The organism is Actinomadura sp. WAC 06369, from assembly GCF_003947565.1.
Taxonomy (GTDB): domain Bacteria; phylum Actinomycetota; class Actinomycetes; order Streptosporangiales; family Streptosporangiaceae; genus Spirillospora; species Spirillospora rifamycini.
On the sequence record NZ_QHJN01000088.1, the window covers coordinates 1 to 18,905 of the forward strand.

Annotated in this window: 18 protein-coding genes and 1 pseudogene; 13 read left to right on the forward strand and 6 right to left on the reverse strand. The window is 76.8% G+C overall.

The genetic code is table 11. The annotated features are described in order from the left end of the window. Positions 1-1,025: S1C family serine protease (locus DMH08_RS23005; protein WP_233617753.1), on the forward strand; the 1,025-nt coding region annotated here is incomplete at its 5' end. A gap of 127 nt (positions 1,026-1,152) precedes the next feature. After that, positions 1,153-2,478 carry an alkaline phosphatase PhoX gene (locus DMH08_RS23010; protein ID WP_125617644.1) on the forward strand — a complete coding sequence of 442 codons (1,326 nt, stop codon included), beginning with the start codon at positions 1,153-1,155 and terminating at the stop codon, positions 2,476-2,478. A 1-nt stretch (position 2,479) separates the two neighbouring features. On the opposite strand, the gene DMH08_RS23015 is transcribed toward DMH08_RS23010, so the two are convergent. Then, positions 2,480-2,800, reverse strand: a complete 321-nt coding sequence (locus DMH08_RS23015; protein WP_026401329.1) for a hypothetical protein — start codon at positions 2,798-2,800, stop codon at positions 2,480-2,482. Between the two features lie 94 nt (positions 2,801-2,894). On the opposite strand from DMH08_RS23015, the gene DMH08_RS23020 reads away from it, so the two are divergent. After that, positions 2,895-3,398: a hypothetical protein gene (locus tag DMH08_RS23020; RefSeq protein ID WP_125617646.1), complete on the forward strand. Its 504-nt coding sequence runs from the start codon at positions 2,895-2,897 to the stop codon at positions 3,396-3,398. Further along, on the forward strand, positions 3,395-3,970 hold the full coding sequence (locus DMH08_RS23025) for a DNA-3-methyladenine glycosylase I (RefSeq protein WP_125617648.1): 576 nt from the start codon (positions 3,395-3,397) through the stop codon (positions 3,968-3,970). Before DMH08_RS23020 ends, DMH08_RS23025 begins: the two co-directional genes overlap by 4 nt. 22 nt (positions 3,971-3,992) lie before the next feature. Here the strand turns inward: DMH08_RS23025 and DMH08_RS23030 are convergent, their stop codons facing one another. Both DMH08_RS23030 and DMH08_RS23035 read right to left on the reverse strand, forming a co-directional pair. Further along, positions 3,993-6,554: an FtsX-like permease family protein gene (locus DMH08_RS23030; protein ID WP_125617650.1), complete on the reverse strand. Its 2,562-nt coding sequence runs from the start codon at positions 6,552-6,554 to the stop codon at positions 3,993-3,995. 5 nt (positions 6,555-6,559) lie between these two features. Next, positions 6,560-7,312 (reverse strand): ABC transporter ATP-binding protein, encoded by a 753-nt coding sequence (locus DMH08_RS23035; protein ID WP_026401326.1) that lies wholly within the window; start codon positions 7,310-7,312, stop codon positions 6,560-6,562. Positions 7,313-7,485: 173 nt separating this feature from the next. Between DMH08_RS23035 and DMH08_RS23040 the strand changes: the two genes are divergently transcribed. The 4 genes from DMH08_RS23040 to DMH08_RS23055 are packed head-to-tail and all read left to right on the forward strand — an operon-like array spanning position 7,486 to position 11,577. After that, positions 7,486-8,622, forward strand: coding sequence for a glycosyltransferase 87 family protein (locus DMH08_RS23040; RefSeq protein ID WP_199747955.1), 1,137 nt, complete (start codon positions 7,486-7,488; stop codon positions 8,620-8,622). Continuing rightward, entirely contained in the window at positions 8,607-9,689 is a 1,083-nt protein-coding gene (locus tag DMH08_RS23045; RefSeq protein WP_125617654.1) for a glycosyltransferase family 4 protein, read from the forward strand. The genes DMH08_RS23040 and DMH08_RS23045 overlap by 16 nt, the downstream gene beginning before the upstream one ends. Before the next feature lie 2 nt (positions 9,690-9,691). Further along, positions 9,692-10,942: a sensor histidine kinase gene (locus tag DMH08_RS23050; protein ID WP_199747956.1), complete on the forward strand. Its 1,251-nt coding sequence runs from the start codon at positions 9,692-9,694 to the stop codon at positions 10,940-10,942. Then, positions 10,930-11,577 (forward strand): response regulator, encoded by a 648-nt coding sequence (locus tag DMH08_RS23055; protein WP_199747957.1) that lies wholly within the window; start codon positions 10,930-10,932, stop codon positions 11,575-11,577. Before DMH08_RS23050 ends, DMH08_RS23055 begins: the two co-directional genes overlap by 13 nt. Before the next feature lie 24 nt (positions 11,578-11,601). Here DMH08_RS23055 and DMH08_RS23060 read toward each other — a convergent pair whose 3' ends face one another. Then, the gene (locus DMH08_RS23060) at positions 11,602-12,387 is read right to left on the reverse strand and encodes an enoyl-CoA hydratase-related protein (protein WP_026401322.1); all 786 of its coding nucleotides are present in this window, start codon (positions 12,385-12,387) and stop codon (positions 11,602-11,604) included. Between the two features lie 306 nt (positions 12,388-12,693). Between DMH08_RS23060 and DMH08_RS23065 the strand changes: the two genes are divergently transcribed. Next, positions 12,694-12,861 (forward strand): DUF3117 domain-containing protein, encoded by a 168-nt coding sequence (locus tag DMH08_RS23065; protein WP_075898952.1) that lies wholly within the window; start codon positions 12,694-12,696, stop codon positions 12,859-12,861. A 154-nt stretch (positions 12,862-13,015) separates the two neighbouring features. Next, positions 13,016-14,482, forward strand: a complete 1,467-nt coding sequence (locus DMH08_RS23070; RefSeq protein WP_026401321.1) for a leucyl aminopeptidase — start codon at positions 13,016-13,018, stop codon at positions 14,480-14,482. A 27-nt stretch (positions 14,483-14,509) separates the two neighbouring features. Here DMH08_RS23070 and DMH08_RS23075 read toward each other — a convergent pair whose 3' ends face one another. Together DMH08_RS23075 and DMH08_RS23080 are read right to left on the reverse strand one after the other, a co-directional pair. After that, on the reverse strand, positions 14,510-15,160 hold the full coding sequence (locus DMH08_RS23075; RefSeq protein ID WP_233617754.1) for a hypothetical protein: 651 nt from the start codon (positions 15,158-15,160) through the stop codon (positions 14,510-14,512). Positions 15,161-15,165: 5 nt separating this feature from the next. Then, entirely contained in the window at positions 15,166-15,768 is a 603-nt protein-coding gene (locus DMH08_RS23080; RefSeq protein ID WP_051300340.1) for an O-methyltransferase, read from the reverse strand. Positions 15,769-16,019: 251 nt separating this feature from the next. Between DMH08_RS23080 and sigE the strand changes: the two are divergent. The 3 genes and pseudogenes from sigE to DMH08_RS23095 all read left to right on the forward strand — a co-directional run. Continuing rightward, a pseudogene (sigE, locus tag DMH08_RS23085) lies at positions 16,020-16,631 on the forward strand (RNA polymerase sigma factor SigE); the annotation flags it as partial. 280 nt (positions 16,632-16,911) lie between these two features. Beyond that, a complete protein-coding gene (locus DMH08_RS23090) occupies positions 16,912-17,730 on the forward strand; it encodes an anti-sigma factor family protein (protein ID WP_125617656.1) in 819 nt (272 codons plus the stop codon). Further along, positions 17,727-18,884, forward strand: a complete 1,158-nt coding sequence (locus tag DMH08_RS23095) for a sigma-E factor regulatory protein RseB domain-containing protein (protein WP_125617658.1) — start codon at positions 17,727-17,729, stop codon at positions 18,882-18,884. The genes DMH08_RS23090 and DMH08_RS23095 overlap by 4 nt, the downstream gene beginning before the upstream one ends. Positions 18,885-18,905: the final 21 nt, after the last annotated feature.

The following is an 18,905-nucleotide window of genomic DNA, read 5'->3' on the forward strand; positions in this document are numbered from 1 at the left end:
TCACGACCGAGGGCAGGACGGCGTCGACGATCCGCTGGTACTGCTGCTCCAGGTTCACCGCCGCGCCCGTCCCGGCGACGGGCGCGGCGGTGAACCTGGAGCAGCAGTACCAGCGGATCGTCGACGCCGTCCTGCCCTCGGTCGTGAAGATCGAGACCGATCGGGGCGAGGGCTCCGGGGTCGTGTTCGACGGCCGGGGGCACATCGTCACGAACGCGCACGTCGTCGCGGGCGCGCGGCGCATCCGGGTGACGGCCGCGTCCGGCGGCGCGCGGCTGGACGCGCGGCTCGTGGGGGCGTTCCCGCCGGACGACCTCGCCGTCGTCAAGGTGGACGGCGCGTCCCTCAAGCCCGCGACGTGGGCCGACTCGAGCAAGGCGCGGGTGGGGCAGATCGTCCTCGCCATGGGCAATCCCCTCGGGCTCGCCGGGAGCGTGACGAGCGGGATCGTGTCGGCGCTGCACCGGACGGTGTCGACGCAGGGCGAGGGCGACTTCGAGGGCTCGACCATCGCCGACGCGATCCAGACGAGCGCGCCGATCAACCCCGGCAACAGCGGCGGGGCGCTCGTCACGCTGACCGGCGAGGTGATCGGCGTGCCGACCGCCGCGGCGTCCGACCCGTCCATCGGCGGCGCCGCGAACGGGATCGGGTTCGCGACGCCGAGCGGCACCGTGCGGCGGATCGTCCCGCAGCTCATCCGGAGCGGCGAGGTGACGGACTCGGGACGGGCGGCGCTCGGCGTCGTCGTCCGGACGATCGTGGACCCGGAGAGCGGGCGGGAGTCGGCGGTCGCGGTCGTCGAGGTGCTGGAGGGCGGCGGCGCCGCCGGGTCGGGGATCGCGGCGGGGGACCTGATCCTCGCCGTGAACGGGACGCCGACGCCGGACCAGACGGCGCTGACGACGGTGCTCGCGAACCTGAGACCGGGGCAGAACGTCACCGTGAAGATCCGCAAACCGGACGGGACGGAGCGGGAGGCGAAGGTGACGCTCGGTGAGCTGCCGGCGTCCGGGCGGCCCTGACGTCGTCAAAGGATCAACTGTGTCCTGGGGGTTTCCCGATCCGCGCCCGTTCGTTCACTTCCGATTAAGCATGGCGGAGAAAGCTCCCGCGTGATCCCCTCACGCGATCCCTCACTTAGGAGCGTTCATGTCCGTCACCCGTCGTGGAGTGATGAAGGGCGGCGCCGTCGGCGCGATGTCCCTCGCGATGGCCGGCAGCCTCGACGCCATCTTCCAGACCTCCGCGGTCGCCGACACCGGCGCCGGCGAAGCCTACGGCTACGGCCCGCTCGTGCCCGACCCCAAGGGCGTCCTCGACCTCCCCCGGGGCTTCTCGTACAAGGAGCTGTCGGTCGAGGGCGACGTCATCTCGGACGGCGTCCGGGTCCCCGGCCGGCACGACGCCATGGGAACGTTCCCGACCGGCAAGAGCAACGAGCTGCTGGTGGTCCGCAACCACGAGCAGACCGCGAGCGGCGTCAAGGCGGTCGCCCCGGACGAGCTGGTGTACGACCCGGAGGCGTTCGGCGGCACCACCACGATGCTGCTGAAGAACGGCGACGAGCTGCGGTCGCAGTACGTCAGCCTCGCCGGGACGTCCACGAACTGCGCGGGCGGCGTCACCCCGTGGGGCACCTGGCTGACCTGCGAGGAGACCGAGGGCTTCGGCGGCGAGAGCAAGAGCCACGGCTGGGTGTTCGAGGTCGACCCGTACGGCCGCCGCACCAGGCCGGAGCCGCTGAAGGAGATGGGCCGCTTCGCGCACGAGGCCGTCTGCGTCGACCCGCACACCCTCACCGCGTACCTCACCGAGGACGCGTCCGGCCCGTTCGGCATGTTCTACCGGTTCCGCCCCCGCGCCCACCGCGGCGACTACCACGCGTACATGCAGGGCGGCCGCCTCGAGGTCGGCTACATCCGGGACGTCCCGGACCTGGCGCTCATCGACGAGCCCGGCACGAAGCTGCACGCCCGGTGGAAGGCCGTCCCGGACAAGTACGCCAAGCAGACCTCGATCCGCGAGCAGTTCGGCGACGAGATCACCCGCACGCAGAAGCTCGAGGGCTGCTGGTGGGGGCACGGCAAGGCGTGGTTCGTGGCCAGCTTCGCCAACAAGTCCGACGGCGCCGCCCGCGACCACAAGGGCCAGGTCTGGACCTACGACCCGAAGACCAACGAGTTCGAGCTCCAGCTCATCTTCCGCAACGACTCGCGGTTCGACGGTCCCGACAACATCACCGTCTCGCCCTACGGCGGCGGCGTGATCATCGCCGAGGACGGCGACGGCACGCAGCACCTCGTCGGCACCACGAAGGACAACAAGCCCTTCGCGTTCGCCCGCAACGCCGCCAACGACAGCGAGTTCTGCGGCGTGACGTTCTCGCCCGACGGCCGCACCCTGTACGCCAACCGGCAGAGCGGCCCCGGCGTGACGTTCGCCATCACCGGCCCGTGGAACAAGATCCGCGGCTGACTCAGGCCAGCCCGCGCCGGGTCTCCGCCGGGGGCCGCTCCCCCCGGATGGAGGCCACCATGTCCAGGACGTCGCGCACGGCGGCGGCCTGCGACGCGGGGACGCGCAGCGCCCGCGCCCCCGCCCACGCGTAGACGGACGCCGCGGCCAGCAGCCCGGGATCGGGCTCCCGCGCGTCCGTCTCCAGCGCGACCAGCACCCTCTCCCCGGCGGCGGCCAGGTCCGCGACCCGGCCCGCCGGGGGCGCGGTGCCCGCGTCCACGATCCCGTCCGGCACCCGCTCGTCCGGTTCCAGCAGCGTCACCGGCTCATGCTTCCCCATGCCCCCAAGCGTGGCACGATCTCCTCGGGGGACGACCGCGCGCCCCCGGCGGCCGGACGGTTCCGGCGGCCCCGCCGCGTAGACTGATCGGAGCATGATCGTGTTCGTCGTCCTCGGGCTGGCGGCCGTCGCCGTGCTGGGCGCCGTCGTCCTGCTCGCCATGGGCCGGGGCGGGGAGCTCGCGGCGGCGCACCCCGACCATCCGCGGCTCACGCTCGGCGCGGAGGGGTGGCCCGTCACCCAGGCCGACGTGGCGTACCTGCGGCTGCCGCGCACCCTGTGGGGCTACCAGCCCGACCTGACCGACGAGGCCGTGCGGCGCCTCGCCCGCGCGCTGGCCGACCGCGACGCCGAGATCGACGCGCTGCGGCGGGAGAACGCCGAGCTGCGGCTCGGCGGCGGCGAGTCGGTCGGCGCCCTGTACGGGCTGCGCGAGAGCACCGGCCCGAACGCCCTCCCGTCCGGCGACGTCCCCCCGTCCGGCGACGTGTCCCCGTCCGGCGACGTGTCCCCGTCCGGCGACGTGTCCCCGGACGCCGGCGAGCCGCGCGACGACCGGACGGCGGGCGACACCGAGGAGGAGGACGAGCGGCCGTGACGACCGTGATCACCGGTGCCGACGGACTGGCCCGCTGCCCGTGGGGCGCCGGCCCGCCCGACTACCTCGCGTACCACGACGAGGAGTGGGGCCGTCCCGTCCGCGACGACCAGGGCCTCTACGAGCGGCTGTGCCTAGAGGCGTTCCAGTCGGGGCTGTCGTGGCTGACGATCCTGCGCAAGCGCGAGGGGTTCCGGGCCGCGTTCTGCGGCTTCGACCCCGAGAAGGTCGCCGCCTTCGGGACGGACGACGTGGAGCGGCTGCTCGCGGACGCGTCGATCGTCCGGAACCGGGCGAAGATCGAGGCGGCGATCGGCAACGCCCGCGCCGCGCTCGACCTGCCCGGCGGGCTCGCCGCGACCGCGTGGCGCCACGCCGACCCCGACGCCCCCGCGCGCGCCGACACCGCCGACGTGCCCGCCTTCACCGACGGCTCGAAGGCGCTCGCGAAGGAGCTGAAGCGGCACGGGTTCCGGTTCGTCGGGCCCACCACCGCCTACGCCCTCATGCAGGCGTGCGGCCTGGTCGACGACCACCTGATCGGCTGCCACCGCCGCGGCGCACACCACTGAGCCGCCGTCGCCGCCCGCCGGGTCACTCGGCCTTGGCCGCGGTCAGGACGGGGACGCCGGACGCCCGCCGCGCCGGCAGCGCGGACGTCGCCGCCGTCACCGCGGCGGCGCCCGCGACGATCAGGGCGAGCAGCCACCAGGGCGCCATCGGGCGCAGGAACGAGCTGCCCGTCACCGCGTGCAGCGCGACCGTCGTGCCGAGCGCGGCCCCGAGCCCCAGCAGGCTCCCGAGCAGGACGACCGTGGCGGCCTCCCACCGGACGATCGTGCGGATCTGCGGCTCCGTCGCGCCGACGGCGCCGAGCAGCCCGAACTCGCGGGTGCGCTCGCCGACGCTCATCGACACGGTCGTGGCCGTCCCGAACAGCGCGAGGACGAGCGCCATGCCGATGAACCCGTACATGACCGTCAGCCCGTTGGTCATCCCGTCGACGGTCGCGTCGAGGTAGGCGTCCCGGTCGAGGACCTCCGCGCCCGGGACGTCCGCGACGGCGCGGGCCAGCGCCGCCCGGTCGCCGCCGCGCACCAGCACCGCCCGCGCCGCCGCGCCGGGGGCGAGCCGCTCCATGGTCGCGGGCGCCACGAGGGCCTGGTCGGCGAACAGGTGCGACGGGTCGTGGTAGGCGCCCGCGACCGTCAGCGCCACCCGCCCCCGGTCGCCCCGCAGCACCAGCCGGTCGCCCGCGGCCAGGCCGTGCGCCTCCATGACCGCCGAGGACAGCCCGATCTCGCCGGGGCCGAGCGGCCGCAGGCTCCCGCCGAGGTCGAGCGTCGCGCGCAGGTCCCGCTGGTCCGCGCCCGTCACCATGAGGTACGGCATGGCGCTGTCCGACGCGCCGACGATCGCCGCGTCGGCCATCGTCAGGGCCGTCGCGGACGTCACGCCCGGGACGTCCGCGACGCGTCCGGCGACATCGCGGGGCAGCGCGCCCCCGCCGCCGGTCGCCGCGCCGGTCGCCGCGATCGCGTGGTCGGCCCGCAGCACCTCCCGGCCGGCCTCCCCGAACCGGTCGTGCACCGACAGCGCGAGCAGCGCGGTGGCGCCGACCAGCGCGACGCCGAGCATGAGCGACGACGCCGCGGACGACACCCGGCGCGGGCTGCGGGTGATCGTGGCGCGCGCGAGCCGCCCCGCCTCCCCGCTCACGACCGTCCCCGCCCGCCCGACGAGCCCGCCGAGCGGGCCGACGAAGAACGGCGCGAGGACGGCGAGCGCCGCCACGGTCGTCATGCAGCCGAACAGCACGAGGACCGCGGTGCCCATCGTCCGCTCCATGCCGGGCGGCTCCTCGTACTGCACGGCGATCGCGGGACCGAAGAACATCCACGCGCAGGCGAACACGGCGAGGGCGCCCGCGAGCCGCGGCCACCGGCGGCCCTCGGCCCCGGTGCTCGCCGCCCGCAGCGCCCGCATCGGCGACACCGCGGCGGCCCGCCGCGCCGCCCGCCCCGCCGCGAGCTGGGTGACCAGCAGCCCGGCCGCGACGGGCACCGCCAGCGCGACCCAGCCGAACTGGGCGTCCGCGGCGGCGATGTCGAAGCCGTCCGCGGCGAACAGCCGGGTCAGCAGCGCCGACACCGGGTAGCCGACGAGCAGCCCGCCCAGCGACGCGACGGCGCCGACCGCCAGCGCCTCCAGCCGGATGAGCCGCTTCAGCTGCCGCGGGGTGGCGCCGATCGCGCCGAGCAGCGCCAGCCGCGGCGTCCGCTGCCGGACGAGCGCGCCGAACGTGTTCGCCACCACGAACAGGCCCACGAACACCGCCACCGACGCGAGCATCCCGATCGCGCCGCCCACCGACGCCCCGGTCGACCGCAGGGCCGCCGAATGCGCGTCCCGCACGTCCTCCGCCGTCCGGACGGTCGCGTCGCCCTTCAGGTCGCGGGCCAGCCGCCCCCGCAGCTCGCCGACCGGGACCCCCGGCGCGGCGTCCACCCAGACGGTCTGCCACACGCCCGGCTCCAGCCCGGCCGCGCGCCGCACCGTCTCCGGCGGCGCCAGCACCAGGTCGCCGGCCGCGACCGCGTCGCGGCCCTGCACGGTGACGATCCCGACGACCGTCATCTCGGCGACCCGGTCCGGCAGCAGCACCGGGAGCGCGTCGCCGGTGCCGACCTTCCCGGCCAGCGCGACGTGCCGGGTGACCGCGACCTCCCCGTCCCGCGCGGGCGCCCGCCCCGACTCCAGCCGGTACGCGTTCAGCGACGGCTCCGCGACCCACGGGCGCAGCGTCGTGCCCGCGCCGGCGGGCGGGAGCACCGGCTTCCCGTCCCGCCCGCTCACGGTGACCGGCACCCGCGCGTCCCCGGCCGCCGCCGCGACCCCCGGACGGCCCGCGACCGCGCCGAGCGGGATCCGCCCGTCCGGCGTCCCGTACAGGTCGCCCGGGTCGTTCCCGCCCGCCTGCACCAGCACGTCCGTCCGGGCGAACTCGCTGGCGTCGCCGCTCGACACCGCCGCCTGCGCGCGCAGCCCGAACTGCAGCGACCCGGCGATCAGCCCGATCGCGAACACGCCCGCGAGCAGCGTCGCGACCAGCCGCCCCCACCCTTCGGCGAACGAGCGCCGCGCGAGGAGCCACATGGCGGTCAGCCCTCCATCCGGCGCATCACCGCGTGCACGCCGTCGATCGTCGGGTCCGCCAGCTCCCGCACGATCCGGCCGTCCGCGAGGAACAGCACCCGGTCCGCGTGCGCGGCCGCCGCCGGATCGTGCGTCACCATGATCACCGTCTGCCCGTAGTCGTCGACCGCCGCCCGCAGGAACCCGAGCACCTCGCCGCCCGAACGGGAGTCGAGGTTGCCCGTCGGCTCGTCCGCGAACAGGACGTCCGGACGGGTCAGCAGCGCCCGCGCCACCGCGACCCGCTGCTGCTGCCCGCCCGACATCTCGCTCGGCCGGTGCCCCAGGCGCCCCCGCAGGCCCAGCGCGTCCACGATGGTGTCGAACCACGCGGGGTCGGCCCGCCGGCCGCCGAGCCGCCCGGTGAGCCGGATGTTCTCCTCCGCCGTCAGCATCGGCAGCAGGTTGAACGACTGGAACACGAACCCGAGCCGGTCCCGCCGCAGCTTCGTCAGCTTCGTCCGCGACAGCTCCGTGATCTCCACGCCGCCGATCCGCACCGACCCCGACGTCGCGGTGTCGAGCCCCGCGAGGCAGTGCAGGAACGTCGACTTCCCCGACCCGGACGGCCCCATGATCGCGGTGAACCGGCCGCGCGGGAACGCCGCCGAGACCCCGCGCAGCGCCGTCACCGCGCCGTCGCCCGTCCCGTACCGCTTGACAAGGTCGTTCGCCACGGCCGCGTCCGTGGTGGGCGGCGCGTCGGATGTCTGCGTCATGCCTCCGAGTCAAGCGCCGGGGGCCCTCCGGCGCACTGGCGCGCACTCCCGGACCCGTGGTGGGGTTACCCCCCGCTCCGCCCAGGTGGAGCCCCGAGGTAGACCTGGCCCTACCTCCGTTCCGTCGGCTGGCGCCAATGATCCGCGGGCCGCGCCGCGATTGCCTGGAACGCGTGAAAGCGCACCTCGGGACCCCCGCCCTCTACGGCCTCTGCGCGGCGTTCGCCGCCGCGACGGCGGCCGTCACCGACCTCGCCCCGCACCGCGTCTGGGGCGTCCTGGCCGCCCCGGCCTACGCCCTCGCGGCCCTGCTCTCCGCCACCCCGCGCCTCCGCACCCGCACGGCGGGCGTCGCGGGGGGCGTGTTCGCGGCGGCGGTGGTCGTGCCGCTGGTGGTGCTGGCGGGGACGGGGCAGGCGCAGCCGGAGGTCGGCGTCGTCGAGCGGTCGGCCGCGCACCTCCTCGACCACGGCACGCCCTACCGGGTCCCCGCGCCCGGCGAGGGCTACGAGGCGTACAACCCGTACCTGCCCGCGATGGCGGTGCTCGGGCTGCCGTCCGCGCTGACCGGGCTGGACGCCCGCGCGGTGTTCGCCGCCGCGTTCGTCGCGCTGCTCGCCGCGAGCGCGCTGCTGCTGCGCGGACGGGCGGCCCTCGGGCCGCTCGCGGTGCTCGCGGCGTCCCCGCCGGCGGCGCTGCCCCTCGCGGTCGGCGGGGACGACCTGCCGGTGCTCGGCCTGGCGTGCCTCGGGCTCGCGCTGGCGGCGCGGGGGAACCCGGCGGCCGCCGGGGCCGTGCTGGGGCTCGCGGGGGCGATGAAGCCGACCGCGTGGCCGGTGCTCGCCGTGTGCCTGGTCCTGCTCGTCCACCGCCGGGCGGGCGGACGCCGGTTCGCCGCGGCGGCCGGGGCGGTCCTCGCTGCCGGCGTCGCCGGTCCGGCGCTCGCCGACCCGCGGGGGTTCGTCGAGAACGCGGTGCGGTTCCCGTTGGGGCTGGCGGAGACGGGCTCGCCCGCCGGGAGCCCGCTGCCCGGACGGCTCCTCGCCGACCTCGGGACGTACGGGCACGCGGCGGCGGTCGCGGCGCTCGTCCTCGCGGCGGCGGCCATGGCGGTGTCGCTGGCGGTGCGGCCCCCGGCGGACGTGCGGGCGGCGGCGCTGCGGGCGGCGGCCGGGCTCGCGCTGGCGGCGGCGCTGATGCCCGCGTCCCGGTGGGGCTACCTCGTGTACCCGGTGGTGCTCGTGCTGTGGGCGCGGATCGCCGCGCGGCCCCGCGTGCGGAAGGAGGACGAGCTGTGGCTCGCCGCCTGATCATCACCAACGACTTCCCGCCCCGGCGCGGCGGCATCGAGACGTTCGTGTTCGAGGTGGCGCGCCGGTTCCCGCCGGACGAGGTCGTCGTGTACACGTCGGCCGAGCCGGGCGCCGCGGAGTTCGACCGCCGGCTCCCGTTCCCGGTGGTGCGGGACCGGGCGCGGACGCTGCTGCCCACGGCCCGCACGGCCCGGACGGCCCGCCGGCTGATCGGCGTCCACGGGTGCGACCGGGTGTGGTTCGGGGCGGCGGCGCCGCTCGGGCTGCTCGCCGGACGGCTGGGCGTGCCGTCCGTCGCGACGACGCACGGGCACGAGGTGTGGTGGGCCGCGGTGCCGGGCGCGCGCGGCGCCCTGCGCGGGATCGGCGAGCGCGCCGACGTCGTCACCTACCTCACCGAGTACACGCGCCGCCGGATCGCCCCCGCGCTCGGCCCGGACGCGCGGCTCGAACGGCTCGCGCCCGGCGTCGACGCCGACGTGTTCCGCCCGGACGCGGACGGGGCGGCCGTGCGCCGCCGGTTCGGGCTCGGCGGCCGCCCGGTCGTGCTCAGCGTGTCCCGGCTCGTCGCCCGCAAGGGGCAGGACCGGCTGATCCGGGCGATGCCGCGGGTGCGGCGGGCGGTGCCGGGCGCGACGCTGCTGGTCGTCGGGGGCGGGCCCCGCGAGGCCCGGCTGCGGCGCGCGGCGGGGGACGGCGTGGTGTTCGCCGGGCCGGTCCCGCACGCGGAGCTGCCGCCGTTCTACGCCGCGGCCGACGCGTTCGCGATGCCGTGCCGGTCGCGGCGGCTCGGGCTGGAGACCGAGGGCCTCGGCATCGTGTTCCTGGAGGCGGCCGCGGCCGGCCTGCCGGTGCTCGCGGGCGACTCGGGCGGCGCGCCGGAGACCGTCCGGCACGGCGAGACGGGCTACGTGGTGGATCCCGCGTCGGTCGACGAGATCGCCGAGCGGCTCGTCGACCTGCTCGTCCGTCCGGGGGCGATGGGGGAGAAGGGGCGGGCGCGGGTGCGGGACGAGTGGAGCTGGGACCGTGCGTACCAGGCGCTCCGACGGCTTACGGTCTGAGCATGCGAAGTCCGTGGCGGGCCATGGCGGGGAACCCGCTGCGCTTCCTGCTGTCGTCGTGGCCGTGGCGGTCGCTCGCCTACCTGCTGAGCGGCCTGGTGACCGGGATCCTGTGGATGCTGCTGGCGAACGTGCTGGTGGTGGTCGGGGTGCTCCTGGCCCCCGTCGGGATCGGGATCGTCCTGCTGCTGTGCGTGCCGCTGTCGGCGATCGGGCTCGGCGCGGTGGACCGGCGGCGGCTGCGGCTGCTGGACGCGCGCCCGGCGCCGTCCCCGCACCGCGACCCGGGCGAGGCGGGGCTCGGCCCCTGGGCGCGGTTCCGGCTGCGGGAGGCGGCGACGTGGCGGGAGCTGGGGCACGCGGTGCTGGCCGGCCTGCTGTCGGTCGCGGCCGTGACGGGGCCCGTCGTGCTGTTCGTGGGCGGCGTCGTGCAGGCGGGCGCGCCGATGCTCGTCGGGCACGGCGACCACCTCATGTACGGCCCGGCCGGGACGGTCGACACCCGCGCCGAGGCGTGGCCGGTGGCCGTGTTCGGGGGCCTGATGGTCCTCCTCGGCTTCTACGCGATGACGGTCGCGGCGGCCGCGCGGGCCGCGCTCGACCGGGCGCTGCTCGTCCGCCCGGTCGAGGAGGAGCTCGTGGCCGTCCGGGCGTCCCGGGCCCGGATGGCGGACGCGTTCGAGGCCGAGCGGCGGCGCATCGAGCGGGACCTGCACGACGGCGCCCAGCAGCGCCTCACCGGCCTGATCATGACGCTGGGCCTGGCGAAGCTCGACGGCGGCGGGGAGTGGGCGGCGAAGGCGCAGGACGAGGCGCGGGCGGCGCTCGCGGAGCTGCGCGACCTCGTGCGCGGCATCCACCCGTCCGTGCTGACCGACCGGGGCCTGCGGGCCGCGGTGGAGTCGCTCGCCGAACGGTCGGCCGTCCCGGTCGAGGTGGACGTCGAGCTGCCCGGACGGCCGCCGGAGGCGATCGAGTCGTCCGCGTACTTCGTCGTCGCCGAGGCGCTCGCGAACGTCGCCAAGCACAGCGGGGCGAGCCGCGCCCGGGTGACCGTGCGGCGGACCGGGAAGGCGCTGCGCGTCGAGGTGCGCGACGACGGGACGGGCGGCGCGGCGGCCCGCGCGGACGGCGGGGGCAGCGGCCTGCAGGGGCTCGCCGACCGCGTCGCCGTGTACGACGGGACGGTGCGGCTGTCGAGCCCGCCGGGCGGGCCTACGATCCTTCGGGTGGAGTTCCCATGCGAGTCGTGATCGCCGAGGACTCGGTGCTGCTGCGCGAGGGCCTCGGCCAGATCCTCGGCCGGTTCGGGCACGAGGTCGCCGCCGCCGTCGGCGACGCGCCCGCGCTGGCCGCCGCGGTCGCCGAGCACGCCCCGGACGTCGTGGTGACGGACGTCCGGATGCCGCCCGGCTTCCGCGACGAGGGGCTGCGCGCGGCGCTGGCGCTGCGCGCCGCGACCCCCGACCTGCCGGTCCTGGTCCTGTCGCAGTACGTCGAGCAGTCCTACGCCGCCGACCTCCTGCAGACGGGCGGGGCGGTCGGCTACCTGCTGAAGGACCGGGTCGGGGAGGTCGCCGAGTTCGTCGGCGCCCTCGACCGGGTCGCCGCGGGCGGCACCGTGATCGACCCGGAGGTGGTGCGGCGGCTGCTCGCGCGGCGGCGGGACCGCTCGCCGCTGGAGCGCCTCACCGCGCGCGAGCGGGAGGTGCTGGCGCTGATGGCGGAGGGGCGCTCCAACGGCGCGATCGCCCGCGCCCTGGTGGTCGGCGAGGCGGCGGTGGTCAAGCACGTCGGGTCGATCTTCGGGAAGCTCGACCTGCACCAGACGTCCGACGACCACCGCCGCGTCCGCGCCGTCCTCGCGTACCTGCGCGACGGCGGCTGACCCGGGCGGCCGGGGCTACCAGGGCTACCGGCCCTCGAACGTCGGCTGCTCCTTCCTCAGGAACGCCTCGGTGGCGTTGCGGTGGTCGGACGTCCGGACGGCCTCGTCCTGCAGGTCGGCCTCCTTCGCGAGGGCGGACGCCAGGTCGTGCGTCGCCGCGTGGTCGAGCGCCGCCTTGACCGCGGCGTACGCGGCGGTCGGGCCGGCGGCGAGGCGGCGGGCCAGCTCGACGGCCGCGGGTGCGAGCCCGTCCGCCGGGACCACCCGGTTGACCAGGCCCAGTTCGAGGGCCTCGGGGGCCTTCAGGGGCTCGCCGAGCAGCAGCAGCTCGGCGGCCTTGGCGCGGCCGACGAGCCGCGGCAGCGTCCACGACATGCCGCTGTCGGGGCCGAGGCCGATCCCGGTGAACGCGGTCGCGAACCGGGCCTTGTCGGACGCGACGACCAGGTCGCACGCCAGCGCCAGGGAGGCGCCCGCGCCCGCCGCGACGCCGTTCACCGCCGCCACGACCGGCTTGCCCATGGTCGCGATGCCGAGCACGATCGGGTTGTACTGCTTGCGGACCGTGTCGTTCAGGTCCCGCCCGGCGGCGAGGTTGTCGGCGTGCTCGCGCAGGTCCTGCCCCGCGCAGAACGCCCGCCCGGCGCCGGTCAGGATCACCGCGCGGGCCGTGCCGTCGGACGCCGCGCGCTCGACGGCCCCGCGCAGGGCGTCCTTCATCTCCGACGTCAGCGAGTTCATCCCGTCGGGGCGGTTCAGCGTGATCGTCGCGACGGCATCGGTCACGTCGTACAGCACGGTGTCGGACATTCGGCGCCCTCCAGCTCTTTCGTAGATCTTCTCCGGCAACCATCGACGAACCGGACGTCGCGGGCAAGGGCCGATCCCGCCCGCGAGGCCGTCCCGGCGGCGTTCCCGCAACCTTCGGGTCCTTCCCCGAAAAAGGCCCCGGACCTGCGGCGGGCGCGATCCGCTGGCTGATCGTTACCACTTCGCGCCCAGAAGACGAGATAATGGACCACTACTGATGACGCTTGTTGCGACTGGCGGCCGTGCGGCCACCGCTGAGCCCGGGCTGAGCGAGGTCGCGGCCCTACGCAGGAAGGGGATACACGCATGGCGGCTATGAAGCCGCGGACGGGTGACGGTCCGCTCGAAGTGACCAAGGAGGGGCGCGGAATCGTCATGCGGGTCCCGCTCGAAGGCGGCGGCCGCCTTGTTGTCGAGCTCTCCGCTGACGAGGCCAAGGACCTCGGCGAGGCCCTGAAAGACGTCGTGGGCTGACGCCCCCGCCGCACCCGGCTCGCCGGCGACGGTCCCGGCGACGCCGCCGGGGCCTTCGCCGTTTCCGCGCAGCGGCAGCCCGCCGTCTCGCACGTCGCACCGCACAGATCCGCGCCACCGCAGGGTCGCGTCACCACAGGGGGGAACCGCCGTCATGCCCATCGAAACCCGTGTCCGCGGAGCGGGCGGCACCGTCTCCGGGACGGCCGCCGAACTCGGGGCGGAGGCCGCGGCGGTCCCCGTCCGCTCCGGCCCGGACGGCCCGGTCGCGCCCGCCGCGGAGATCGCCGGGCTCCTCCCGTTCGGCCTCGACGAGCTGCTGGCCCTGCACCGCGCCAAGGGCGAGCCGGGCGAGATCGTGACCGCCCACGTGCCCCTGGACGGCCGCGTGTGCGAGCTGCTGCTGTACGGGGTGGGCGAGGCGCGCCCGGCCGACCTGCGCCGCGCCGGCGCCGCGCTGGCCCGCCGCGGCCGGGGACGGTCCGCGCTGGTCGCGGGCGTCCCGGACGGCGACCTCGCGGCGTTCGCGGAGGGCGCGCTGCTCGCCGCCTACCGGTTCGCGGCCGGCGCCCCGTCCGGCCCCGCGCCCCTCGGGGAGCTGGTGGTGCTGACCGAGGCCGGTCCCGAGGCCGGGGCGGCCGCCCTGGAGCGCGGCACCGCGCGGGCCCGCGCCACCGCGCTCGCCCGCGACCTCGCCAACACCCCGTCCGCCGAGAAGGACCCCTCCTGGCTCGCCGCGCGGGCCGAGCGCGTCGCGGCGGACGCCGGGCTCGGCGTCCGGGTCCGGGACGAGAAGGAGCTGGCCGACGGCGGGTTCGGCGGCCTCCTCGCGGTCGGCGCCGGGTCGGTCCGGCCGCCCCGGCTGATCGAGCTGACCTACGTCCCGGACGGGACGCCCGAGCGGCACGTCGTCCTCGTCGGCAAGGGCATCACGTTCGACACCGGCGGCCTGCAGCTCAAGCCCAACGAGGGCATGAAGACGATGAAGACCGACATGGCGGGCGGCGGCACCGTCATCGCCGCCATGAGCGCGCTGCGCGCCCTCGGCGTCCGCGCCCGCGTCACCGGCCTCGTCGCCGCCGCCGAGAACATGCCGTCGGGGTCGGCCATGCGCCCCGGCGACGTGATCACCCACTTCGGCGGCCGGACGTCCGAGGTCCTCAACACCGACGCCGAGGGCCGGCTCGTCCTCGCCGACGCGCTCGCCTACGCCGCCGCCGAACTGGACGCCGACGCCGTCGTCGACGTCGCGACCCTCACCGGCGCCGCGAAGGTCGCGCTCGGGCTCCGGCACGGGGCCCTGTTCGCGTCGGACGACGCGCTCGCCGCGGCCCTCACCGCCGCCGGGGACGCCGCCGGCGAACCGCTGTGGCGGCTCCCGCTCGTCGACGAGTACCGCGCCGCGATCGACTCCGACGTCGCCGACGTCGCCAACCTCGGGCGCGGCGGCTACGGCGGCGGCGCGATCACCGCGGCGCTGTTCCTGCGGGAGTTCGCGGGCGACCGCCCGTGGGCCCACCTCGACATCGCGGGCCCCGGCCGCGCGGCGTCCGACGACGCCGAGATCACCCGCGGCGCCACCGGGTACGGCACCCGGCTGCTGCTGGAGTGGCTGTCCTGACGCCCTCCGGGCCGGTCGGCCGCCGCGTCACTTCGCGCGGCGGTCGATCACCGGGACCTTCCGGCGGCGCCGCGCCTGCTTGACGACCTCGGGCAGGGACGCGTCCCAGCCCGGCTCCACCGGGAACGCCCACGGTTCCGCGGCGGCCGTCTCCGGGACGTCCCGCAGCGTCAGCGCCACGAGCGCCGGGCGCTCGGCCGTCCGCGCGAGCTCCGCCAGCTCCGGCGTCGGCAGGAACACCAGGTGGTCGCGGACGCCGCCGCGCGCCCCCGTCACCCCGCGCCGGATCGCCGCCATCGCCGCGACGTCGTCCCACGGCAGGGTCCGCGCGGCCCGCTTCGGCAGCGGCCAGCGCGCCGGGCGCCGCACGCCCTCCGCGTCGAACTCCAGGACGGGGCGCCGCGCGGCCAGCTCCCCGACCGCCACCAGCAGCCCCCACCCGAACAGGACGACCCCGGCGGCGCCGAGCACGACGAACACCGCGCTCCCGAGGCCGAGGCCGCGCACCACCCCGCCGGAGGCGAAGCCCACCGACGCGAGGAACAGGATCAGCAGCGCCAGCGCCCGCCACACGCCCCGCCACCCGATCCGGTCGCGGACGGCGAACACGTCCGCGGCGGTCTCGGCGGGGGGTGCGGTCTCGCTCCGGGGGCCGGGCCCGGCGTCCGTGCCGTCCACGGCGGTCAGCCGCGCTTGACGGCGCAGAGCAGGCCGTCGCCCACCGGCAGCAGCAGCGGCACGAGCCGCTCGTCGTCGGCGATCGACCGGTGCACGTCCCGGATCGCCTCCGTGACGGGGTCGCGGACCTGCGCGTCGGCCACCCGGTGGTGCCACAGCGCGTTGTCGAACGCGACGACGCCGCCCGGCCGCAGCAGCCGCAGCGCCGCCGTCAGGTAGTCGGGGTACTCCTGCTTCACCGCGTCGCAGAACACCATGTCGTAGCCGCCGTCGGTGAGCCGCGGCAGCACCTCCAGCGCCGGGCCGCTGATCATGCGGGTGCGGAACGCGCCGAGCCCCGCCTCCCGGTACGCCTGCTTCGCCAGCCGCTGGTTCTCGGGCTCGATGTCCACGCTCGTCAGCACCGCGTCCGGCGGCATCCCGCGCATCAGGTAGACGCCGGACACGCCGCAGCCGGAACCGACCTCGACGACGTTCCGGGCGCCGATCAGGGTCGCCAGGAAGCGCAGCGCCGCACCGCCGGCGGCACCGATCGGCTGCGCGCCGACCTCCTCCCCGCGCCGCCGGGCGTCCCGGAGCGGCTCGTCCTCGGGGTGGAAATCCTCCACGTAGGCCAGGGTGGCCTGAATGGCGTCGATGGCTGCCTCCTCGCGGGACCCCCGCCTGGCTCATGCTGGAAAGACCATATCGCTGACAGGGAACCAACTGGCGTTTCAGCGCGTTGTAACCAGCGAAAGCGTCCACCCTGATGGACGGGAGATCAGCCGTCGAACCGGCGCACAGCCGCCCCAGCCCCGGCGAGAGCGTGCCGTTCCAAGACGACGTCTTGGGTGACATCAGAGAGGAACAGCCCGGCACCATGGGAGTCGCAGCACTCAGTTTCCGAAGCGCTGTGGGCGTCGGCGCCAGGCAGGGGCTCAACAGCGCCGCCCGCACCCGAGAGAACGCCCCCGAGGCCGAGTGGGCGCCGCCGTCCTGGGACGAGGTCGTCCGCGAGCACTCCGGCCGCGTGTACCGGCTCGCCTACCGGCTGACCGGCAACCAGCACGACGCCGAAGACCTCACGCAGGAGGTCTTCGTCCGCGTGTTCCGGTCCCTGGCGAACTACACGCCCGGCACGTTCGAGGGCTGGCTGCACCGCATCACCACGAACCTGTTCCTCGACCAGGCGCGGCGCAAGCAGCGGATCCGGTTCGAGGGCCTCGCCGACGACGCCGCCGAGCGCATCCAGGGCCGCGAGCCGACCCCGGCGCAGGTGTACGACGACACCAACTTCGACGCCGACGTCCAGGCCGCCCTCGACGCCCTCGCGCCCGAGTACCGCGCCGCCGTCGTGCTCTGCGACATCGAGGGCCTGTCCTACGAGGAGATCTCCGCCACCCTCGGGGTGAAGCTCGGCACCGTCCGCAGCCGGATCCACCGGGGCCGCGCGCAGCTCCGCGAGGCGCTCGACCACCGGGCGCCGACCCGCCGCAGGCCCGGCACCAGGAACGAGCGGTTCCCGGTCGCCGCCGCGGTCGACATCGGGGCCGGCGCCGGGACGGGCGTCGGGACGGGCGCCGAGGCGTCCGCCCCGGCGGGCGACGCCGCCGCGCACGCGGGGGCGTCCGCGGCGGGCGCCGCCGCGGCCGCGCCGGACACGGGGGCGCACGGGGGCGCCACCGCGGCGGAGTACCGGCCGGAGGACGCGTAAACGAACCGGCGCGCGGAGGCGCGCCGCGCACGACCTGAAAGAACGACGAGGGAGCCGCGTGAGTTGTCTGGGGGAACGTCTGACCGCCCTGGTCGACGGTGAGCTGGGCCACGACGAGCGCGAGCGGGCCCACGCCCATCTCGCGGTGTGCGGCCGCTGCCGGGCGGAGGCCGCCACCCTGCGCAGCCTCAAGGGGCGCCTGCGCGGGCTCGGGGGAGCCCCCGAGCCCGGCGCCGACGACCTCCCGAGCGACGACTTCCTCACCCGGCTCCGCGCCCTGGGCGCGCCCGCGCCCGGCGAGCCGGACGACCCTTCCGTGACCTCGCCCCGCCCGCTCGATCCGCACGATCCGTCCCGTCCGTCCGGGGCTCCGGACCGGTTCGCGTTCCCCGGACGGCCCGGCGAGCCCGGCCCGCACGGCGAGCCCGCCGCGGCGCGGGGACGCTCCGCGCGTCCGCGCCGATCATCCGGCCGCCCGTCCCGTCCGTCCCGTCCGGTCCGCGCGGCGGCGTTCGCGGCCCCGCGCGACACGCGTCCCGCCGGGCACGGCGCCGCCCTCGCCCACCCCCGCCGCCGCTTGCTGGCGATGGGCGCGGCGACCCTCGTCCTCGGCCTCGGCACCGCCTCGTACGCGGCGGGCGGCGGCCGGTCCGGGCCCGCGGTCACCCCCGAGTTCGACCGGTTCGCGATCGAGCACGCGATGACCTCCGGAGACGCGCCGGTCACCACCGGCACCGACCCGCGGCCGCTCGGCCGGACCGGCCCGACGCCGTCGGCCGGCGCGGCACCGGGCGCGGACGCCTCCGGCGGCCCCGCTCCGGGCGCCGGGCCGATCGCGTCCCCGGTCGCGTCCGTCCCGGTCCCCGCGGGGCCGTGACCGCCGCGTCCAGCGCGGCGCGCCGGCGGCGCCGCGCCGTCGTCACGGGCGGGATCGCGGGGGCGCTCGCGCTGGTCGTCGCCCTCACCGGCGACCCGGTGTCGGCCCGCCGCGTCCGCAGCGACCCGGCCGCCGTCGGCCTGCTGCGCGCCGCCGCCGACGCCGCCCGCCGCGTCCCCTACGAGGGCCTGCGGATCCTGACGACCCGGTCCCGCGACCGCGCGGCGACGTCCCGCGTGACGGTCGTGCACCGGCCCGGCGAGGGCATCCGCTACACGTCGGCGTCCGGCACGTCCGGCTACCGCCCCGAGTCGACCGCGGGCGAGACCACCGGGTTCACCTCCGAGACCCTCGAACTCCTCACCCGCAACTACACGGTCGTGCGGGCCGAGGACGGCGCCCGGTGCGGCCGCACCGCCCGCGTCGTCGAGGCCCGCCGCGCCGACGGCACCGTCGCCGGACGCTTCTGGCTCGACGCCGAGACCGGCCTGATGCTGCACCGCGAACTCGTCGACGCGTCCGGGCGGGCCGTCGTCTCCACCGGCTTCACCGAGATCAGCTTCACCGTCCGCGACCCGTCCGCCGGCACCGCGCCGTCCGGCGACGCCGGCACCGGGACCTCCGGCGGGACGGACACCGCGGCGCGCCCGCTCAGCCGCCGCGGCAGCAGCATCGGCGAGGCCACGCGGGAACCCGCGGCCACCGACGACGACGGCGACGGCGCCGGCGCCGGGGATCCCGTCGCCGACGACGCCCTCGACGACCTGCGCGCCGCGGGCTGGCCGATCCCCGCCCTGCTGCCCGGCGGCCTCACCCTGCACGACGTCCGCCGCAGCGGCGGCGCCCTCCACCTCGGCTACTCCGACGGCCTCGCCGCCGTGTCGGTGTTCGTGCAGCGCGGCGCCCTCGACGAGAGCCGCATGCGCGGCTGGCGGAAGAGCCGCAGCCGCGGCCGCACCGTCTTCCAGCGCGCTCAGCTGCGCCGCTGGGCGGTCTCCGCCGGCGACGGGTTCGTCTACACCGTGCTGACCGACGGCCCGGCCGCCACCGCCGAGACCGTCGCCCGCGAACTCCCCGGCGGGTCCGACTCCGCGTGGGCGCGGGTCGGGCGCGGCGCCCGCCGGCTCGCGAGCGCCGTCAACCCCTTCGACTGACCCCCGCCGGGAGCCCCGGCG